Origin of the sequence: Fusibacillus kribbianus (assembly GCF_030053595.1) — a bacterium.
Lineage (GTDB): Bacteria > Bacillota > Clostridia > Lachnospirales > Lachnospiraceae > Lientehia > Lientehia kribbiana.
This window is the reverse complement of the sequence record NZ_JASGBQ010000007.1, coordinates 73,110-90,518: the sequence shown is the minus strand read 5'-3', so window position 1 is coordinate 90,518 and position 17,409 is coordinate 73,110. Positions and strand designations below refer to the sequence as shown.

At 49.8% G+C, this 17,409-nt stretch carries 12 protein-coding genes and 1 other annotated feature; of the genes, 1 reads left to right on the top strand and 11 read right to left on the bottom strand.

Features of this window, described 5'->3' with window-relative positions; genetic code table 11:
• Nucleotides 1-323 precede the first annotated feature (323 nt).
• The 4 genes from QJ036_RS06285 to QJ036_RS06270 all read right to left on the bottom strand — a co-directional run bounded on the left by QJ036_RS06285 (nucleotide 324) and on the right by QJ036_RS06270 (nucleotide 4,081).
• On the bottom strand, nucleotides 324-953 hold the full coding sequence (locus tag QJ036_RS06285; RefSeq protein WP_283230596.1) for a DUF3786 domain-containing protein: 630 nt from the start codon (nucleotides 951-953) through the stop codon (nucleotides 324-326).
• 249 nt (nucleotides 954-1,202) lie between these two features.
• Nucleotides 1,203-2,504 carry a hypothetical protein gene (locus QJ036_RS06280; RefSeq protein WP_283230595.1) on the bottom strand — a complete coding sequence of 434 codons (1,302 nt, stop codon included), beginning with the start codon at nucleotides 2,502-2,504 and terminating at the stop codon, nucleotides 1,203-1,205.
• A complete protein-coding gene (locus QJ036_RS06275) occupies nucleotides 2,501-3,061 on the bottom strand; it encodes an RNA polymerase sigma factor (protein WP_283230594.1) in 561 nt (186 codons plus the stop codon). The genes QJ036_RS06280 and QJ036_RS06275 overlap by 4 nt, the downstream gene beginning before the upstream one ends.
• A 237-nt stretch (nucleotides 3,062-3,298) precedes the next feature.
• On the bottom strand, nucleotides 3,299-4,081 hold the full coding sequence (locus QJ036_RS06270; RefSeq protein WP_283230593.1) for an N-acetylmuramoyl-L-alanine amidase: 783 nt from the start codon (nucleotides 4,079-4,081) through the stop codon (nucleotides 3,299-3,301).
• Between the two features lie 120 nt (nucleotides 4,082-4,201).
• Nucleotides 4,202-4,458, top strand: a binding site (T-box leader).
• An 86-nt stretch (nucleotides 4,459-4,544) separates the two neighbouring features.
• Here QJ036_RS06270 and tyrS point away from each other — a divergent pair.
• Nucleotides 4,545-5,771, top strand: a complete 1,227-nt coding sequence (tyrS, locus tag QJ036_RS06265) for a tyrosine--tRNA ligase (protein ID WP_283230592.1) — start codon at nucleotides 4,545-4,547, stop codon at nucleotides 5,769-5,771.
• A gap of 52 nt (nucleotides 5,772-5,823) precedes the next feature.
• Here tyrS and QJ036_RS06260 read toward each other — a convergent pair whose 3' ends face one another.
• The 7 genes from QJ036_RS06260 to QJ036_RS06230 all read right to left on the bottom strand — a co-directional run bounded on the left by QJ036_RS06260 (nucleotide 5,824) and on the right by QJ036_RS06230 (nucleotide 17,147).
• Nucleotides 5,824-7,734 carry an ABC transporter ATP-binding protein gene (locus tag QJ036_RS06260; protein ID WP_283230598.1) on the bottom strand — a complete coding sequence of 637 codons (1,911 nt, stop codon included), beginning with the start codon at nucleotides 7,732-7,734 and terminating at the stop codon, nucleotides 5,824-5,826.
• A gap of 85 nt (nucleotides 7,735-7,819) precedes the next feature.
• Nucleotides 7,820-9,577, bottom strand: coding sequence for an ABC transporter ATP-binding protein (locus tag QJ036_RS06255; protein ID WP_283230591.1), 1,758 nt, complete (start codon nucleotides 9,575-9,577; stop codon nucleotides 7,820-7,822).
• A gap of 11 nt (nucleotides 9,578-9,588) precedes the next feature.
• On the bottom strand, nucleotides 9,589-10,050 hold the full coding sequence (locus QJ036_RS06250; RefSeq protein WP_283230590.1) for a MarR family winged helix-turn-helix transcriptional regulator: 462 nt from the start codon (nucleotides 10,048-10,050) through the stop codon (nucleotides 9,589-9,591).
• A gap of 136 nt (nucleotides 10,051-10,186) precedes the next feature.
• Nucleotides 10,187-10,702 carry a spore maturation protein gene (locus QJ036_RS06245; RefSeq protein WP_283230589.1) on the bottom strand — a complete coding sequence of 172 codons (516 nt, stop codon included), beginning with the start codon at nucleotides 10,700-10,702 and terminating at the stop codon, nucleotides 10,187-10,189.
• Between the two features lie 58 nt (nucleotides 10,703-10,760).
• Nucleotides 10,761-12,350, bottom strand: coding sequence for a xylulokinase (locus QJ036_RS06240; protein WP_334305447.1), 1,590 nt, complete (start codon nucleotides 12,348-12,350; stop codon nucleotides 10,761-10,763).
• 122 nt (nucleotides 12,351-12,472) lie between these two features.
• Nucleotides 12,473-13,090 (bottom strand): TetR/AcrR family transcriptional regulator, encoded by a 618-nt coding sequence (locus QJ036_RS06235; RefSeq protein WP_283230587.1) that lies wholly within the window; start codon nucleotides 13,088-13,090, stop codon nucleotides 12,473-12,475.
• The gene (locus QJ036_RS06230; RefSeq protein ID WP_283230586.1) at nucleotides 13,083-17,147 is read right to left on the bottom strand and encodes an efflux RND transporter permease subunit; all 4,065 of its coding nucleotides are present in this window, start codon (nucleotides 17,145-17,147) and stop codon (nucleotides 13,083-13,085) included. Before QJ036_RS06230 ends, QJ036_RS06235 begins: the two co-directional genes overlap by 8 nt.
• Between the last annotated feature and the right edge of the window lie 262 nt (nucleotides 17,148-17,409).

Sequence of the window (17,409 nt, the reverse complement as noted above, 5' to 3'; positions counted from 1 at the left end):
TAAGCTCTAGCTTTTCCTTTTATCCCGTTTACTTTACTTAAAGGTGATGCTTTCGCATCTGTTCTCTGAAACTTCTTTTTTAGAATTTTCAGGGGTTGGAATATACTGTTCAGTTATCAAGGTGCTTTACTGTTCTTCGATTTAGTTATCAGCGACAGCTTGTCTAATATATCACATCGTCGCCGTCATGTCAACAACTTTTTTGATTTATTTTAATCTTTTTTGTCGTCAACTGTCATATCTCCGTCAGCGAAACATAGTCTATCACGGTTCTTTCTGTTTGTCAACATCTTTTGTATGTTTTTTTTACACAATTTAAACACTTATATACTGATATTGGTTTTCAACATTTCCTCTATTCGCTTCACAATATGCCCTGTCATAAAAAAAATCGTTTCAAAATGCATATAATCCAAAATATTCTCATCAAACATAAACTTTAGATTTGCAGGGAATTCTTCATCTGCCTCCCAGTATTGGATGATAACCGGTAAAAAAGTAAACGGATACAATTTTGCTGCCACATCGCCTTTCAGCTCGAGTTTTTCGCCAAAAATCTCACATACAGCTTCCACTTCCTTTCGTTTTCCGTTGAAAGCGTCTGCTGCCCTCTGAAACATGTTGCTGCCAACACCACTCGATTTCACTGTCCCTTTCAGCATATTGACCGTGCAGTAATTTCCCGAAAGGCTGCAGTCATCTTTCGAATAACAAAATATGTCATAGATCGTCATGGATTCATTATAATCTGCCTCAACACTTGTTGAAAAATTATTTTCTGACCATTCTACCACTCCAGTTTTACGATCAATTCTGTATTCCCTTAACATAAACTCTATATAAATGTAATCTTCATCATTTCTAAGCGAAAACTTTTTTATCATTTTTTCCTGATCGTATTTCACAAACTCTCCACGCATTTGATTGCGCATGATTTCATAATTGGATACCACCGTCCGTTCCTCCTCGTCTGCGAATAGGCTCCTGAAATAAAGTGTTCAACTTCTGTCTATAGCAAAACATAAAGTTACTGTTTCTCACCGTCATATATAAACAAAAATAACCGGCTGTAACTGCTTATTAATCCCGATCATCTTACTCTTTAACTGAACAAAGTATATCAGAAAAAAACAATAAATTCTACCGTTTACGCAGGAAATGCCCGAACACTTCGTCCGGGCGCTCTCGGTATCAATCATCAATCAGTTAAAGCTTCCGTCCCATACAGGCATCTCTGTGAGATACTTTCCTTCCACGGCAGGCACATAATAGGCACCGTACGTTTTCAATCCATTCTCCCGCTCTTCGTAAGGCACTTCTACATAGAAGCGGTAATACGGCATGTAGTATGTTTCATACGTACCCTTACGGTAAACAAGTTCAACCCTCGCTATATATTCCTTTCCCGGCATTTCATAGGGAACTGTAGTGATATAGTTTCCGTTCAGAAGAAGTTCTTTTGCCTCCTGCACAGAAATCACAGGATATTCTCCCGTTTTTTCGGACAGATCCAGATTATAGATCCTTATCATAGAAAGATCTCCCGCATCGTCACAATAAAAAACTGCCTGTTTGAAATTATACCGGACGATCCGGTCCGTCACAGTTTCCCCCTCGCTGTACATTCCGATGCGATAGGACTGTCGGGAATAAATATCATAATCACCTCCGCAAATAGCAAGCTTTGCATTCTCCATCCCCAGCTTACCCTTATATTCCTCTCTCAGATATTCAGCCACCGCCGCCATATCTTCATAAGAAGAATAAAAAGTAAAATTATATTCATCCGGAAGAGGAACAGCCGGTTCAAAATAGATCAGTGCAGTCATTTCATTGTCCACTGTGATCCTGATTCCGTTCCCTTCTGCAATAACCTCGGTCGGTTCGGCATAATCTTCTGTAAAATCCTCTCCCACCTCTTTAAGTTTCTCACGGATCATCTCCTGTTCCTGTGCGTCAGGTGCATTGTCTGTTATTTCAGTCTCATTGACATCCAGCCCAAACTGTACCATGAGATCTTCCAGCATTTTCTTCATCGCTTCCCTGTCTCCACGGACGATGAATCTGCTGTCATACTCCAATTGATTTGCATACACCGGCAATGCAGACAATTCCACCGACTCATTCCATGGATTACCGTTGACCAGTTCCGATATGTCATGTGCCATATAACCTTCAAACCCCATCTCTTCATTTGTCAGCTTGTCAATGGTGAGCATGGGAAGCTCCGCTTCGCTGTTTGGATTCCCGGCTGAAGTGGAAGGCTCGTCCGGTTCCGCTTGCTGACTTTCATATACAGAGGACGGTTGCTCCGGCCCGTCTCCGGGTGCCTCCAACGAAATCAGCCGTGTTCCTGCATATACGGCAGAAGCCAGGCATGCAGCCGTTACACCCCATTTGACCCATCCATTCTTTTTCTTATGCTGCCTGGTGACAGGAGCTGCTTCTTCGATGTATTTTTCATCCACCTGACCGAGATTATCCAGAATGCGATTTTCCTTCATAACATGATTCCCTCCTCCTCCAAAAGTGTTCTGAGTTCCTTTCTTGCCCGCAGCAAAGTCATTTTCACCCTGCTTTCGCTGACATTCAGATCCTCCGCGATCTCTTTGACCGAACAGAAATACCAGTACCGGCGCATAAAAATCTTTCTTGTTTTCGCTGGCAGTGCTCCAAGAAACCGGTTAAGAATTTCCTGCAGTGTCAGATTGTCAATGACCTGCTCCACAGAATTGGGGGCCGGAACGCACTGCTTAAGTTCTTCCAGGGCAAGAGCCACCTGACCGAAGCCCCGTTTTGCCGCTGTGTTCCGCCTGTATCTGTCCAGGGATAAATTGCGGGTGAGCTTTCCCAGAAAGACAGACAGTCTTTCCGGCCGCTTCGGCGGTATCGTCTTCCATGCCCTGAGATAAGTATCGTTGACACATTCCTCGCTGTCCTCCACATTATTCAGGATATGGAACGCGATGAAATGACAGTAGCGCCCATACTTGTCCGCAGTCTCCTGTATGGCATTTTCCGAACGCGCCCAGTATAAATCCAGAATCTGTTTATCGTCCATCTCTTTTCCCCCTCCGTACGGATAAGTCTTTCATCCTAATACACGGCAAACCACAGAAGCCGGTCACACTTCTGAATAAATAGTTTTCATATGCTCAAGTGCTTTTATTGTAACACATCTATTTGGTTTCGATAGATTTTCAGAAAGTTTTCCCTCAGGACCTTAAGAAAGACGGTGAACCACACCGTCTTCCCCAATAAGCCTCCTGATGTCAATATACAACGGGCAGCCCGCCTGCTATCCTACGGTAATAAAGGTATTGTACCCCATCTGACGCAGCCTTTTTTCCATGCGGACTGCATTATCCAGCTTTTCGAAGGCTCCGACTTTCACCCGGAAGAATCCATTGTCTGCCTCGATCCATGCCGGAAACCCTTCCGATTGAAGCTCTGCCATCATCTGGTCGGCAAACTGGCGGATTCGAAACGCCCCGGTCTGTACCTGATAGAGCGGCGGTCTGTCCGGCTCTGTTGTCTGAACTCCCATGTTTTCTTCCGTTGTTTTCAAAACCGCGTCCGCAATTCCCTGGGTGATCTGATCGAATTCCTCGTCAAACCGTGCATTATCCTCCGGCGAATCGATAAACCCTGCCTCGATGAGAACTGCCGGCATTTCCGTCCTTCTTAAAACCACCAGATTGGGCCGCTCGATAATCCCGCGGTTGCGGAAGCCCATTGCTTCCAGCTCCTCGTTGATGTTTCCCGCCAATTTCTCTGCTTCCCCGCCCTTACTGTATACAAGGGTCTCAATACCGGAAGCACTGCCGGGCGACGCCGAAGCATTTCTATGGAAAGAAATAAAATAGTCCGCGTCAGAATTATTTCCCATGACTGCTTTCTCATAAGGCGTATTATAGACATCCTCCGTTCTTGTGTAGGCCACATCCACTCCTGCGTTTTCCAGGATCCTTCCCACCGCCAGAGCAAGGGCCAGGGCATCGTCCTTTTCCTGACGTCCCTGATAAACAGCTCCAGGATCACGCCCACCGTGTCCGGGATCCAGAATTACCTTTACTGCCATAACTTTCTCCTGCTTCTTAAGCTGGCTTCATATTACCATATGCGTCTTTTGAAAATGTGTGAATTTTCTTTCCCCTCTTGCATTTTTGTTTTTTTCTGTTATAATTCCAATATCTGATAAGAAAAAGCTGTGACAGGAAAAAGTAAGACGGTGTTCCGCCTTCCAGAGAGCATCCGGCCGGTGAAAGGATGCAGGCGCCTCCGTACTGAATACATCCTTGAGCTGTCTGCCCGAACCGTATGTTGCCAGTAGGGCCGACCGTGAGCGCCCGTTACCGCGCCGGGGAATGCCTGTGAGAAACAGAAGTTCCTGCTGAGGGAGATCCTGTGAGGGATCTCTGAACAAGAGGTGGTACCACGAAAGCTTTCGTCCTCTGTCCATTGGGGCAGAGTTTTTTTATGCGTCGAAACGCTGCTCCATGGACGACAAATATTTCATCAGAAAACAGGAAAGGAAGAATCTCATGCAAATTTATGAAGAACTGAAAGCCAGAGGGCTCATTGCCCAGGTCACAGATGAGCCGGAGATCCGGGAGCTCATCAACAGCGGAAACGCCAAATTCTACATCGGCTTCGACCCCACCGCCGATTCTCTCCATGTGGGACATTTCATGGCTCTGTGCCTGATGAAGCGTCTCCAGATGGCTGGGAATAAGCCCATCGTCCTCATTGGAGGCGGCACAGGCCACGTGGGCGATCCCTCCGGCCGTACCGACATGCGCTCCATGATGTCCAGCGAGACCATCGAGCACAACTGTGAATGCTTCCGAAAACAGATGGAGCGTTTCATCGAATTCGGTGAAGACAAGGCCATCATGGTAAACAACGCCGACTGGCTGTTAAAGCTCAATTATGTGGAGCTTCTCCGCGATGTGGGAGCCTGCTTCTCCGTCAACAACATGCTCCGTGCCGAATGCTATAAGCAGCGCATGGAAAAGGGTCTGAGCTTTCTGGAGTTCAACTACATGATCATGCAGGCTTACGATTTCTATTACCTGCATCAGCACTACGGCTGCAACATGCAATTCGGCGGCAATGACCAGTGGTCCAACATGCTGGCCGGAACTGAGCTGATCCGTAAAAAGACAACGGAGAACGAAGATGCCTACGCCATGACCATTACCCTGCTCTTAAATTCTGAAGGTAAGAAAATGGGCAAAACCGCGTCCGGAGCCGTATGGCTTGATCCCAATAAAACTTCTCCCTTCGAGTTCTTCCAGTACTGGAGAAATATCGGCGATGCCGATGTTCTCAAGTGTATCCGCATGCTGACCTTCCTTCCTCTGGAAGAGATCGACAAGATGGATCAGTGGGAAGGCAGCCAGCTCAACGAAGCCAAGGAAATTCTGGCCTACGAGCTCACCAGCCTGGTACACGGAAAGGAAGAGGCTGACAAGGCAAAGCAGGCCTCCCATGCCCTTTTCATCGGGGGCGGCGATGATTCCAATATGCCCACCACCGAGCTTTCCGCCGACAGCCTGACCGACGGTTCCATCGGCATCCTCGACCTGATGATGGCCTGTAAGTTGGCCCCCACCAGAAGCGAGGCGAGACGTCTGGTTCAGCAGGGCGGCGTCACCGCCGACGGCGAAAAGACTTCCCTGGACACCCAGTTCAGCGAAGCTCAGCTGAAGGAAGGCGTAAAAATCCGCAAGGGAAAGAAAGTCTATCATAAGGCAGTGTTAAAATAAAATCCATTTCACAAAAGAAAGGCTCCTCCGACATGGAAAGAGCCTTTCTTTTTTAATCCAGTTCAAATGCACCCGTATAGAGCTGATAATATTTTCCTTTCTCTGCAATGAGCTGATCATGATTGCCCCTCTCGATGATACGGCCATGATCCAGCACCATGATGGCATCGGAATTCTTTATGGTGGAAAGACGGTGGGCAATGACAAATACGGTCCGTCCCTTCATCAGACTGTCCATTCCCCTCTGGACAATGGCCTCCGTCCTGGTATCAATACTGGAGGTCGCCTCGTCCAGGATCATAACCGGCGGATCTGCCACCGCCGCTCTGGCAATGGAGAACAGCTGCCGCTGTCCCTGGGACAGACTTGCACCGTTGCCGGTAATGACCGTATCATAGCCATTGGGAAGCCGTCTGATAAAATCATCCGCACCGGCCAGCTTCGCTGCCTGGCGCACCTCCTCATCGGTGGCATCCAGCCGGCCGTAACGGATATTTTCCATGACAGTCCCGGTAAACAGGTTGGTATCCTGCAGCACCATTCCCAGGGAACGTCTGAGATCCGTCTTTTTGATCTTGTTGATATTGATGTTGTCATACCGGATCTTCCCGTCGTCAATGTCGTAAAACCGGTTGATCAGATTGGTAATGGTGGTCTTTCCTGCACCTGTGGCCCCCACAAAGGCGATCTTCTGCCCCGGCTTCGCATAAAGCGTCACATTATGAAGGACTGTCTTTCCCTCTTCATAGCCAAAGTCCACATCGAAAAACCGAACATCACCGGTCAATCTGGTATAGGTAGTCTCTCCTGTCTCATGAGGATGCTTCCAGGCCCAGATCCCGTCCCGTTCTTCTGTTTCTTCCACATAGGATGCAGGAATCTGCTCCAGAAGCTCGTGCTCCGCTGCTCCTTTCCGGAATTTGATTCTTGTCAGCGTCACATAGCCTTCATCGGCCTCCGGCTCCTCATCCGTCAGTTCAAAAATCCGCTCAGCTCCCGCCAGCGCCATGATAATGGAATTGAGCTGCATGGAAATCTGGTTGATGGGCATGGTAAAGCTCCTGGACAGCTGAAGAAACGAGGCGATCGTTCCAAGGGTCAGTCCACCGATCCCGTTCACGGCCAGAATCCCGCCAAACACAGCCAAAAGCGCATACTGGAGATTGCCCAGATTCATGGAAATCGGCCCCATCACATTGGCAAAACTGTTGGCGCTTGCCGCATTCCGGCAAAGCTCCTCATTCTTTCTGTCAAACGCTTCTTTGGACGCGTCCTCATGGCAGAAGACCTTGACGACCTTCTGTCCGTTTATCATTTCTTCAATGTAACCGTTGACATCTCCCAGAGATTTCTGCTGCCGGATAAAATACGAAGCACTCCTTCCGGCAATTTTTTTGGAAACCGTCATCAGGCAGGTAATGGTCACCAGAATAAAAAGAGTCAGATATACGCTGGTAAAGAGCATGGCACAAAACACCATAATGATACTCATGACAGAAGACAGAAGCTGGGGAAAGCTCTGGGAGATCATCTGTCTTAAGGTATCGATATCATTGGTATAATGGCTCATCACGTCACCAAAGGTATGGGTATCAAAATAACTGACCGGAAGCGTCTGCATATGGGCAAACATTTCATCCCGGATCCGCTTCTGAACCCGCTGAGAGATCCCCGCCATGATCCAGTTGTAGCTGAAGGTTGCTCCCACACCGGCCAGATAAATACAGCCCATGGTAAAGATTGCCCGGATCAGGCCATCAAATACCGGCTCTCCAGAAAGGAGCAGCGGCTCAATATAGCTGTCGATGAGGATCCGGATAAACATGGAACCGGCCACATTGGCAGCAGTACTTATTAAAATGCAGACAATTACCAATGCAAACAGTCCTTTATTCTGACCGGAAATGTACCGGAACAGCCGACCGGCTGTTTTTTTATTCAGCCCGCTCTTTCCTCCGGGCATGGCTCCCACGGGTACCCTGGTTCCCATCCGCCCCGGCATTCTGTTCACCCTTACACTCTGAGGTACACCTTTCATTCTGTCATTTTCATTTCTCTGTTCCATGTTCTGTACCTCCCTTCTTCTGAGATTCATATACCTCCCGGTAGATTTCATTGGTCTTCATAAGCTCCTCATGAGTACCGAAGCCGTTGACCCGGCCGCCATCCATGACAATGATCTTATCGGCATTCTCCACCGAGGAAATTCTCTGGGCAATGATAAACTTGGTCGTTTCCGGAATTTCTTCCCGGAAAGCCTTTCGGATCATGGCATCCGTCTTCGTATCAACCGCGCTGGTGGAATCATCCAGGATCAGAATCTTCGGTCTGGCAAGAAGCGCTCTGGCAATACAGAGCCTCTGTCTCTGTCCGCCCGACACATTGGAACCGCCCTGTTCAATAAAGGTATCGTAGCCATCTGGAAATTCACGGATAAAGCCGTCCGCCTGGGCAAGAACGCAGGCATGTACCATTTCCTCCTCAGATGCATCCGGCTTCCCCCAGCGAAGATTGTCTTTTATGGTGCCGGAAAAGAGTACATTCTTCTGCAGTACCATTGCCACCTGACTCCGCAGCGCCTCAAGGCCGTATTTCCGTACATCATGACCTCCCACATACACAGCTCCTCCGGTAACATCGTAAAGACGGGGAATGAGCTGTACCAGAGAGCTCTTGGAGGAACCGGTTCCTCCGATGATGCCGACGGTTTCTCCGGACCTGATATCCAGATCAACGCCGGTCAGACAGAGTCGATCGGCATCTCCCGTATAACTGAAGGATACATTTTTAAAAGAAACGGAACCATCGGCCACCTGAAGAAGAGGCTTCTCCGGATCCTTCAGACTGCTTTCTTCCTCAAGAATCTCCACGATCCGCTCTGCGGAAGCCCTGGAAATGATCAGCATGACAAACACATTGGAAAGCATCATAAGACTCATCAGGATCTGCATCGTATAGGAAAACATGCTCATGAGCTGCCCGGTGGTCATGGCTCCTGCCATTCCCCGTCCTCCCACGATCAGCCGCGCACCGATCCAGGAGATTAAAAGCATACAGGTGTAGACGGAAAACTGCATCAACGGCATATTGAAGGCCACGATCCGTTCTGCCCGTTTGAAGTCCTTGTAAATACTCTGAGACACCTCACCGAACTTTTCCTTTTCATGTTCCTCCCGGACAAAGGATTTTACCACCCGGATCCCGTGAAGATTCTCCTGAACCACCATATTCAGCTTGTCATATGTCCGGAACACCCGCTCAAAAAGAGGATGGGCTCTGGTGACAACGATAAAAAGCCCGATTCCGAGAAAAGGGATCACACATAGATAAATCAGGGCCAGCTTCGGATTGACGCCGAAGGCCATGATAAGGGCAAAAATCAGAAGGATCGGTGCACGGACCGCCATTCGGATGATCATCTGAAAGGCATTCTGCACATTGGTCACGTCGGTGGTCAGCCTGGTAACAATGCTGGCCGTAGAAAATCGGTCAATGTTGGAAAAAGAGTATTCCTGCACCTTATAAAACATATCATGGCGCAGATTCTTTGCAAAGCCTGCGGAAGCAATGGCTGCATGGCGCCCCGCAAGGATTCCGAAGGTCAGAGACACCAGACAGCAGGCTGCAAGGATCAGACCTGTCTGCCAGATGGCTGTCATATTGCCTTTATCAATCCCATTGTCGATGAGCCTGGCCATGAACAGGGGAATGATCACTTCCATGGCTCCCTCCCCGACAATACAAAGGGGCGCAAGAACCGTATTCCGTTTATACTCTCTGATACATGCTGCAAGTCGTTTTATCATACTGTCCACCTCTATTCTTCCATATCCTTCGCACTGCTCAGATTATCCCTGATTCGCGACAGAACCGATCGTAGGAGTTCCAGTTCTTCTGCAGAAATCCCTTTGGTGATCCGTTCCTCAGCCAGATCAATGTCCTCCTTAACCGATTTGTGGAGAGAAATCGCCTTTTCTGTCATCACGATCCGTTTCAGTCTCGCATCATAGGGCACCGGCTCTCTTGTGATCAATCCGTTTTTTTCCATCAGCTTTAAAAGTCCTGTGGCTGATGACCGGTTGATATCAAACCGCTTTTCGATGTCCTTCTGGAAGATCTCCCGGTTTCTGTTTTCCCACAGATAACGGAGAATCCAGGCGTGCGTCCCTGTCATCTCATTGGCATGCTCCACTGCAGCCAGCTTGTTGATATAACGGTGAATCATTTTTGAGGTCTGCTTGATTTCAAAACCGATGTGGCGCGGTTCCTCCTTTTCCATAGCCATATCCTCCTTCTTATGTTTCTGTCTTCTTATTGTTCGCCACCGAATTGTTTCCCTTCAAATTGTTGCGTTCCGAACTGTTTTGCACCGAACAATAATACCACAGGAAATCTGTAATGTCAATCTGTCCATTTCACAGCTTCCATGCCAGAACCACACTGACGATGATTCCCATAAAAACAGCAAGCAGCGCTCCTGCCAGCGTATATCTTGTCTTTTTGATCTTCACACTCATATAGTAAACGCTCATGGTATAGAACACCGTTTCCGTGCAGCTTAGAATAATGGAAACCATGCGGCCCGACAGAGAATCCGGCCCGAACTCCTTGAAAATATCCAGTGCAAGACCGGTGGCTGCTGACGAAGAAAACAGCTTTACCAGAATAACCGGAAGTACCTGGGCAGGCAGAAGCGAAACAGGAATCACCCTGGATAATCCCTCTGCCAGAAGATCAAGAAAGCCGGAGGCACGGAGGACACCGGTGCCGATCATCAGGCCCACAAGGGTAGGCAGGATGCCTGCAACCGTTTTCATTCCTTCTTTGGCTCCCCGGATAAAATCCTCAAAAATAGGTCTTCCCTTCCATAGGCCATATATCACGATCAGACAGACCACCGCCGGTATCATCAGATTGGAGATATAGATCATAAAAAAGCTCCCGCAGCCCTTTTTTCTATGGTATGCGGGAGCCTTACATGCTCATTCCTTATGCAAAGTTTTCCGATGCAGTCTTTTCAATGACGAGTCCTTTTCTGTAGCTGTCCATGAAGGCTGCAAAGCCCTTCACATCCCTTTCGTCGGGAGATACCTTCACCTTTTCCATGGAGCCGAATACCTTCTCTGACAGGTAAGCCTCCAGCGTCTCGCCATCAGCCTTCTTTACCATATAGGCTGCCAGCAGGGCGATTCCCCAGGCTCCGCCCTCGCCTGCCGTCTCCATAACGGAAATATCGGTGTTCATGGCTGCCGCCATAAGCCGCTGGCCCACTCCCTTCGTCTTAAAGAAGCCGCCGTGGCCAAGGATCTCATCCACCTGCACCTTCTCCTTTTCCAGGATATCCAATCCCACCTTAAGGGCTCCCAGAGCCGAGAACAGATGGGTCCTCATAAAGTTTGCCAGAGTAAAACGGCTGTCCGGTGTGCGGACAAAAAGAGGCCGTCCCTCTTCAATACCGGTCAGAAATTCCCCGGAAAGATATCCGTAGGACAGAAGCCCGCCGCAGTCTGCATCACCCTCCAGTGCCTTGCTGTAAAGAGTGGTGAAAATCTGATTCATATCTGCCGGATACCCCATGCTCTCGGCAAATTCCCGGAACAGCCCTGCCCAGGCATTGATATCGGAGGTACAATTATTGGCGTGTACCATGGCCACCGGATGGCCGGAGGGTGTCGTCACCATATCGATCTCCGGATAAACCCTGGAAAGCTCCTGTTCCAGAACGATCATGGCAAAAACGGAGGTTCCCGCAGATACATTGCCGGTGCGTTCCGCCACACTGTTGGTGGCAGCCATACCGGTTCCCGCATCTCCCTCAGGCGGACAAAGAGGGATTCCGGCCGCAAGCTCTCCGCTCACATCGAGAAGCGCTGCCCCCTCCTCAGTAAGCGTCCCTGCGCCCTCTCCTGCCACGCGGACTGCCGGAAGCACCTGACGGAGTTTCCAGGGAAGCCCCTGTTCCTCCACCAGACGGTCAAACTTCTCCACCATAGTATTGTCATAGTCATTTTTTTCCGTATCAATAGGGAATACGCCGGAGGCGTCTCCCACGCCGAGCACCCGCTCACCGGTCAGCTTCCAGTGAATGTAGCCGGCCAGTGTTGTTACAAAATCGATCTCCGTGATATGGGGCTCACGGCTCAACATGGCCTGATACAGATGGGCAATGGTCCATCTCTGCGGAATATTGTAGCCGAACAGTTCGATCAGCTTATCCGCCGCCTCTCCTGTCGTCCCGTTTCTCCAGGTCCGGAAGGGCACCAGAAGCTCTCCTGCCCGGTTAAAAGCCATATAGCCGTGCATCATGGCACTGAATCCGATGGAAGCCAGAGACTTCACCGGAGTATCATATTTTTCCCTCACATCCCGCACCATATCCCGGTAACAGTCCTGAAGACCTGTCCAGATATCCTCCAGAGAATACGTCCAGTATCCGCCTTCATAGCGGTTTTCCCATTCATAGCTTCCCTGGGCAAGAGGCTCATGACTGCTTCCGATGAGCACCGCCTTGATCCTGGTGGAGCCAAACTCAATTCCGAGAACGGCTCTTCCTTCCATAATCTCCTGTTTTGCAAGCATTTTGTCCATAATTTACCTTCTCCCCTGTTTTGATTCGTTTAAAAGCTGTCCTCATTATACCATATTCCGCCTTTTTCGGGAACCGAAAACCGCCCGGTTTTCAAAAATCCGGGCGGTTTTTTCTAATCCGTTTCAAAGGCAGCCACAAAAATCCTTTTTGCGTGAACCTTTACCTTCTCCCAGCAGGTCTCCTCATATCGTTCCGGGAACATGGTGTACATGACCACAGGTGCCAGGGTGCTGTACAACGCTGTCTTCCTGGCCAGCTGGCTTCCGTCGGTAAGGATTCCCTCTTTTTTTCCCGCTTCCTCCAGCGCCTTTGTCACCATCTCTGTACCGTTTAAGCACACGCTGCACATGCCGCTTTCCTGTCCGCAGCGGAGAAATTCTCTGCGAAGTCCTTCCGGAAGTCTGCCGTCATCGGCAAAATCCTTCATGAGCAGGGAACGGCCGGACGGAGAGGCCACCCATTCCAGAACCACATCCATTCTGACATCGAAGCTGTCCGCCTCCGTGATCCGACGCTGAAGCTCCTTGGCCTCCTTTTCCAGAAACCAGACCACGGACTCCGCAATCAGCTGATCCTTGCTCCGGAAATGCTCATAGATGGTTCCCTTCGGGATTCCGGAAAGCTCCGCCACCTCACTCATCCGAATCTGTCCCAGATCCGTCCCCTTCAGATGAAGCTGCCAGACGCATTCATATAAACGCTCCTTCTTCGAAGCAGTTCCCTTATTCATCGAGCACCTCCAGCTCCTCCTCTTTCACCACATGCAGCTTTTTCCTGTTGAAGATATCATAAAGCACAGGTACAACAAACAGTGTCATTAACGTTGCATACAAAAGTCCTCCGATGGTGACGATTGCCACCGGCTGCATCATTTCCGCGCCGGTCCCCACACCGATAGCCATGGTAAGAAGACCCAGGATGGTAGTCAAAGCCGTCATCAGGATGGGCCGCATACGGGTAAGACCGGCCTCCATAATGGCCTCCCGCTTCTCCATGCCTTCTCTCCGGAGCTGATTGATGTAATCCACCAGAACAATCCCGTTGTTGACAATGATACCGGACAGCATGACAAAGCCGATCATGGCAATGACGCTGACCTCCTTCCCTGTAAGGAACAGCCCCAGGAAACCGCCGGTGAAGGCAAGCGGAATGGTGAACATGACAATAAACGGCGACAGCAGGGACTGGAACTGGGCTACCATGATCAGGTAAATAAAAGCAACAGCAATGATCAGCATCTTAACCAGCTGAACTATGGCCTCCGTTATGGTCTCGTTCTCTCCGGCAAATTCCAGAGTACAGCCTACAGGAAGCTCCATATCCTCAAAGGCCTTATCCACATCATTTCCTACAAGCCCCACATTGTAGCCTTCCGCGATCTGTCCGCTGACAGTCAGATAACGGCGCTGACTCTCTCTCCGGATAGAGGAAAGGCTCTCCGTCCGTTCCACCTCAGCAATGTCCTTGAGAGCAATCTCTTTTTCCGTTCCATCCATGCCGGTCACATGGAATGTATAATTTTCCACATCCTCCACGGTCATTTCTGACAGGGAAGCATCGTCCACCATCACCGGATAGCTGTCTGCTCCTTCGGTAAGTTCGGTTGCTTCCTTTAAAGAATTCATGGATTTCTGAAGATCCAGGTAAGCCTGTGCCACCGTAACCCCCTCAGCCATAGCCTTTTCTTTATCGATGACCACACGAATCTCCGGTGTCGGATCCTCAATACCGTTGTTGACCGCCGTGACACCTTCCACAGTCTCAAGCCGCTTGGCCACCAGATCAGCAGCTTCCTTCAGGGCATCCAGATCCTGTCCTATGACCTTGATGGAAATGCCGGAGCCTCCCAGGACACTCATGTCCATGGCTGAACCGTTGGCTGAAACCTCACAGGGCAGATCTTCACAGACCTTTTCGATCTCTGCCGCGATTTCCTTACTTGTTCCTTCCTTCTCTTCCTTCAAAATCGCATAGATCGAAACAGAATCAGAAGCTCCGCCGCCCATCATAGACATCATTCCGCCGCCGCCCATGGTGGCGCCGACTGTTTCCACATCCTTTACGGACATGATACGCTCAATGACCTCATCTGCCAGCTCTCTGGCTTCCTCGTCTGTTGTTTCATCCGGCATGGTAACGGACACGGAGATCTGGGTGCTGTCCATCTCCGGCATGTAAGCCGTCCCGCGGCTGGTGCTGGCAATCACGCTGAATACCAGGATCGCCAATGCTGCCAGGAGGGTGACAGCCCGGTGTCTGAGGCACCAGCCGGCTGCCTTCCGATATCCGCGAAGCATGCCGTCAAACAGTCTGTGGGAGCGCTCCTTCTGCGGTCTCTTCAGCATTCCGGAAGCCATGGCCGGAACGAGGGTCACAGCGACGATCAGACTGGCGCCCAGGGAATAGCCGATGGTAAGAGCCATATCCGTAAAGAGCTGCCTTGTCATTCCCTTGATAAACACGATCGGAAGAAATACACTGACAGTAGTCAGTGTCGAAGCAGTGATCGCTCCCGCCACCTGAACAGTACCGCTGACTGCCGCCTGAACAGCCGGCACACCCTTCTTTCTCAAACGATAGATATTCTCAATAACAACGACCGAATTATCCACCAGCATACCTACTCCCACGGCAAGACCCGACAGAGAGATCATGTTGAGAGTAACGCCGGAAAAATACATGAGCACAATGGCAAAGATCACGCTTATGGGGATGGAGCAGGCAATGATCGCCGTAGGCCGCAGATCCTTCAGGAACAGAAGAAGGATGATGATTGCCAGGACAGCTCCGTAAAGGAGATTTTTCAGTACAGAATCCACCACCAGATGAATATAGTCCCCCTGATTGGACAGCATGGTAAAATGAAGCCCTTCATGAGATTCTGAAAGCTCGTCGAATTTATCCTGGATGCTTTCCGCCACATCGGCAGTGGCATAGGTGGGCTGCTTTTCAATGGAAAGGACCACACCGTCATTGCCGTTGATCTTCGCATAGATCTCTGCGCTGTTGTCGGTTTTGAACACATCCGCCACATCGGACAGACGGACCGGCTCCATTCCCTCTGCTCCGGTGTCAAAAAGGATCAGATTTTCCAGCTCTTCCACATCCTCCAGCTTGTTTCCGACACGGACCAGATACTGAATACCCGCCTCGGTCACATAGCCTGCCGGCATGGAAAAGTTCTGTGCCGTCAGGATCTGGGAAATCGTATCCACAGTGAGCTTGTCGGATACATCGGCTGCCTCCAGAGCTGTCTCTTTCGAGTCTTCAAACGTCTCCTTCTGTGCCGTCAGCTCCTTCTCTCCATCTTCCAGCTGACGCTTGGCCTCGGCAAGTTTAGCCTCAGCCTCGTATTTGGTCATGCCCGCTTCCTGAGCCCTGGCAAGCAGCGTTTCCTTTCCTGAAGCAAGCTCCGCTCTGGAAGCCGCCATCTGAGCCTTGCCGCTTCTTAAAGCCTCGACACCGGAAAGCCCTTCTTCAAGCGTTTCCACAGTTCCTTCGCTTTTGATCTTTTCAATCTGAGCAAGTCCTGCCTCCGCCTCTGCCTTTTTCCCTTCCAGCTCCGTCTTCTGAGAAGTGAGCTGCTCCTCTGTGGTTACCAGCTCCGCCTTTTTTGTATAATACGTATCCACCGCAGTCTTAAGCGCCGTTACTTCAGCTGCTGTTTCCGCATAGCCCGGTGTATCCGATGGAATCAGAAGATTTCCGTCTTCATCCACGATTCCTTCCGCTACCATCTGGTCAAAGGCAGTTCTGGCCGCGGAAAGCTCCGCATTGCTTTCAAGGGCGGCTTTTCCCGCCTCGATCTGTGCAAGGCTGTCTTCCAGCTGTGCAAGGCCCTCCTCCATGGCTGCAAGGCCGTCCCGGATGGTCCCTTCCTGGGAAAGAAGGGTATTGATCTGTTCCAGAGATGCCGTCAACCCCGTCTCCATCTCATCAAGACTTCTGAAGCCCGCCTGGGCGAGCACTTCTTTTTCTTTATCTGAAAGTTCCTTTTCCGCATTATCCAGGGCAATTTCTCCCTGGAGAAGCTGTATTCTAGCCTCAGAAAGCGCCTGATCCGCCTGGACCATACCGCTCTGGAACTGGGAGGTCTGCCCCTCCAGCGTTGCTTTTCCGTCGGCAATCTTTTCCTCGGCTTCCTTTAACGCAGCCTCTGCCTCAGAAAGGGAATTTTGTACCGAGGATCTCAGATCCTCGTTGACCTCATTTACCAGATCCTCCCGGATCACCACGTGAATTTCCTCCTCCAGAAGGCCGGATGCCGTAACGCTGGCCACTCCGTTTACCCCCTCAAGTGCAGGCTTTACCGTATTCTCCACATACTCGGAAATTTCCTTCACATCCATATCATCGGCATCTACGGAAGCCACCACGATCGGAAGCATATCGGGATTGATCTTCATAATCAACGGGGAACCGACCGAATCATCCCAATATCCGGTGATCTGATCCAGCTTCTCCCTGATATCCACCGTCATGGAATCCATATTGACATCATCATTGAATTCCAGAATTACCATGGATACATTTTCACTGGATACAGACATCACATTTTTAATGTTGTTCAGAGTGGACATGGACTGTTCCACCGGTTTTGTCACCGTTGTCTCCACCGTTTCCGGACTGGCTCCCGGATATGTGGTCACAACCACTGCATAGGGCAGATTGATACTGGGCAATAAATCAGGCGTCATTTCCGTAAAGGAAACCACGCCTAAAATCAGCACCAGAATCACAGCCACAAACACAGTCATCGGCTTTTTCACACTGAATTTTGCAAACATGCTGCTCCTCCTAGTTATCTCGATTTTTGTCAACGGCCCTTTCCGAATGTTTTCTGAATCCGCGGTCTGCGAAATCACCAAAAACCAAAAGCAGCCAAAAGCCGACCAGCCGGTCGGCTTATCTGTGCTTATTATATTCTACGAAAAAAAGAAAGTCAATTTTGAGTGTCTAAACTTTTTATAAAGTATGGAAAGGGGTTGTCCATTGACAGTTTCCGGCCCCGGTAGTAAACTAAATATAAATTTTGCGGCTGAGCCGCGC

What these genes read in the sequence shown, in the direction of transcription:
- QJ036_RS06280 (WP_283230595.1), bottom strand. Translation starts at nt 2,504, where the DNA reads ATGAAGGAAAATCGCATTCTGGATAATCTCGGTCAGGTGGATGAAAAA.
- QJ036_RS06275 (WP_283230594.1), bottom strand. Translation starts at nt 3,061, where the DNA reads ATGGACGATAAACAGATTCTGGATTTATACTGGGCGCGTTCGGAAAAT.
- QJ036_RS06270 (WP_283230593.1), bottom strand. Translation starts at nt 4,081, where the DNA reads ATGGCAGTAAAGGTAATTCTGGATCCCGGACACGGTGGGCGTGATCCT.
- tyrS (WP_283230592.1), top strand. Translation starts at nt 4,545, where the DNA reads ATGCAAATTTATGAAGAACTGAAAGCCAGAGGGCTCATTGCCCAGGTC.
- QJ036_RS06260 (WP_283230598.1), bottom strand. Translation starts at nt 7,734, where the DNA reads ATGCCCGGAGGAAAGAGCGGGCTGAATAAAAAAACAGCCGGTCGGCTG.
- QJ036_RS06255 (WP_283230591.1), bottom strand. Translation starts at nt 9,577, where the DNA reads ATGATAAAACGACTTGCAGCATGTATCAGAGAGTATAAACGGAATACG.
- QJ036_RS06250 (WP_283230590.1), bottom strand. Translation starts at nt 10,050, where the DNA reads ATGGAAAAGGAGGAACCGCGCCACATCGGTTTTGAAATCAAGCAGACC.
- QJ036_RS06245 (WP_283230589.1), bottom strand. Translation starts at nt 10,702, where the DNA reads ATGATCTATATCTCCAATCTGATGATACCGGCGGTGGTCTGTCTGATC.
- QJ036_RS06240 (WP_334305447.1), bottom strand. Translation starts at nt 12,350, where the DNA reads ATGCTTGCAAAACAGGAGATTATGGAAGGAAGAGCCGTTCTCGGAATT.
- QJ036_RS06235 (WP_283230587.1), bottom strand. Translation starts at nt 13,090, where the DNA reads ATGAATAAGGGAACTGCTTCGAAGAAGGAGCGTTTATATGAATGCGTC.
- QJ036_RS06230 (WP_283230586.1), bottom strand. Translation starts at nt 17,147, where the DNA reads ATGTTTGCAAAATTCAGTGTGAAAAAGCCGATGACTGTGTTTGTGGCT.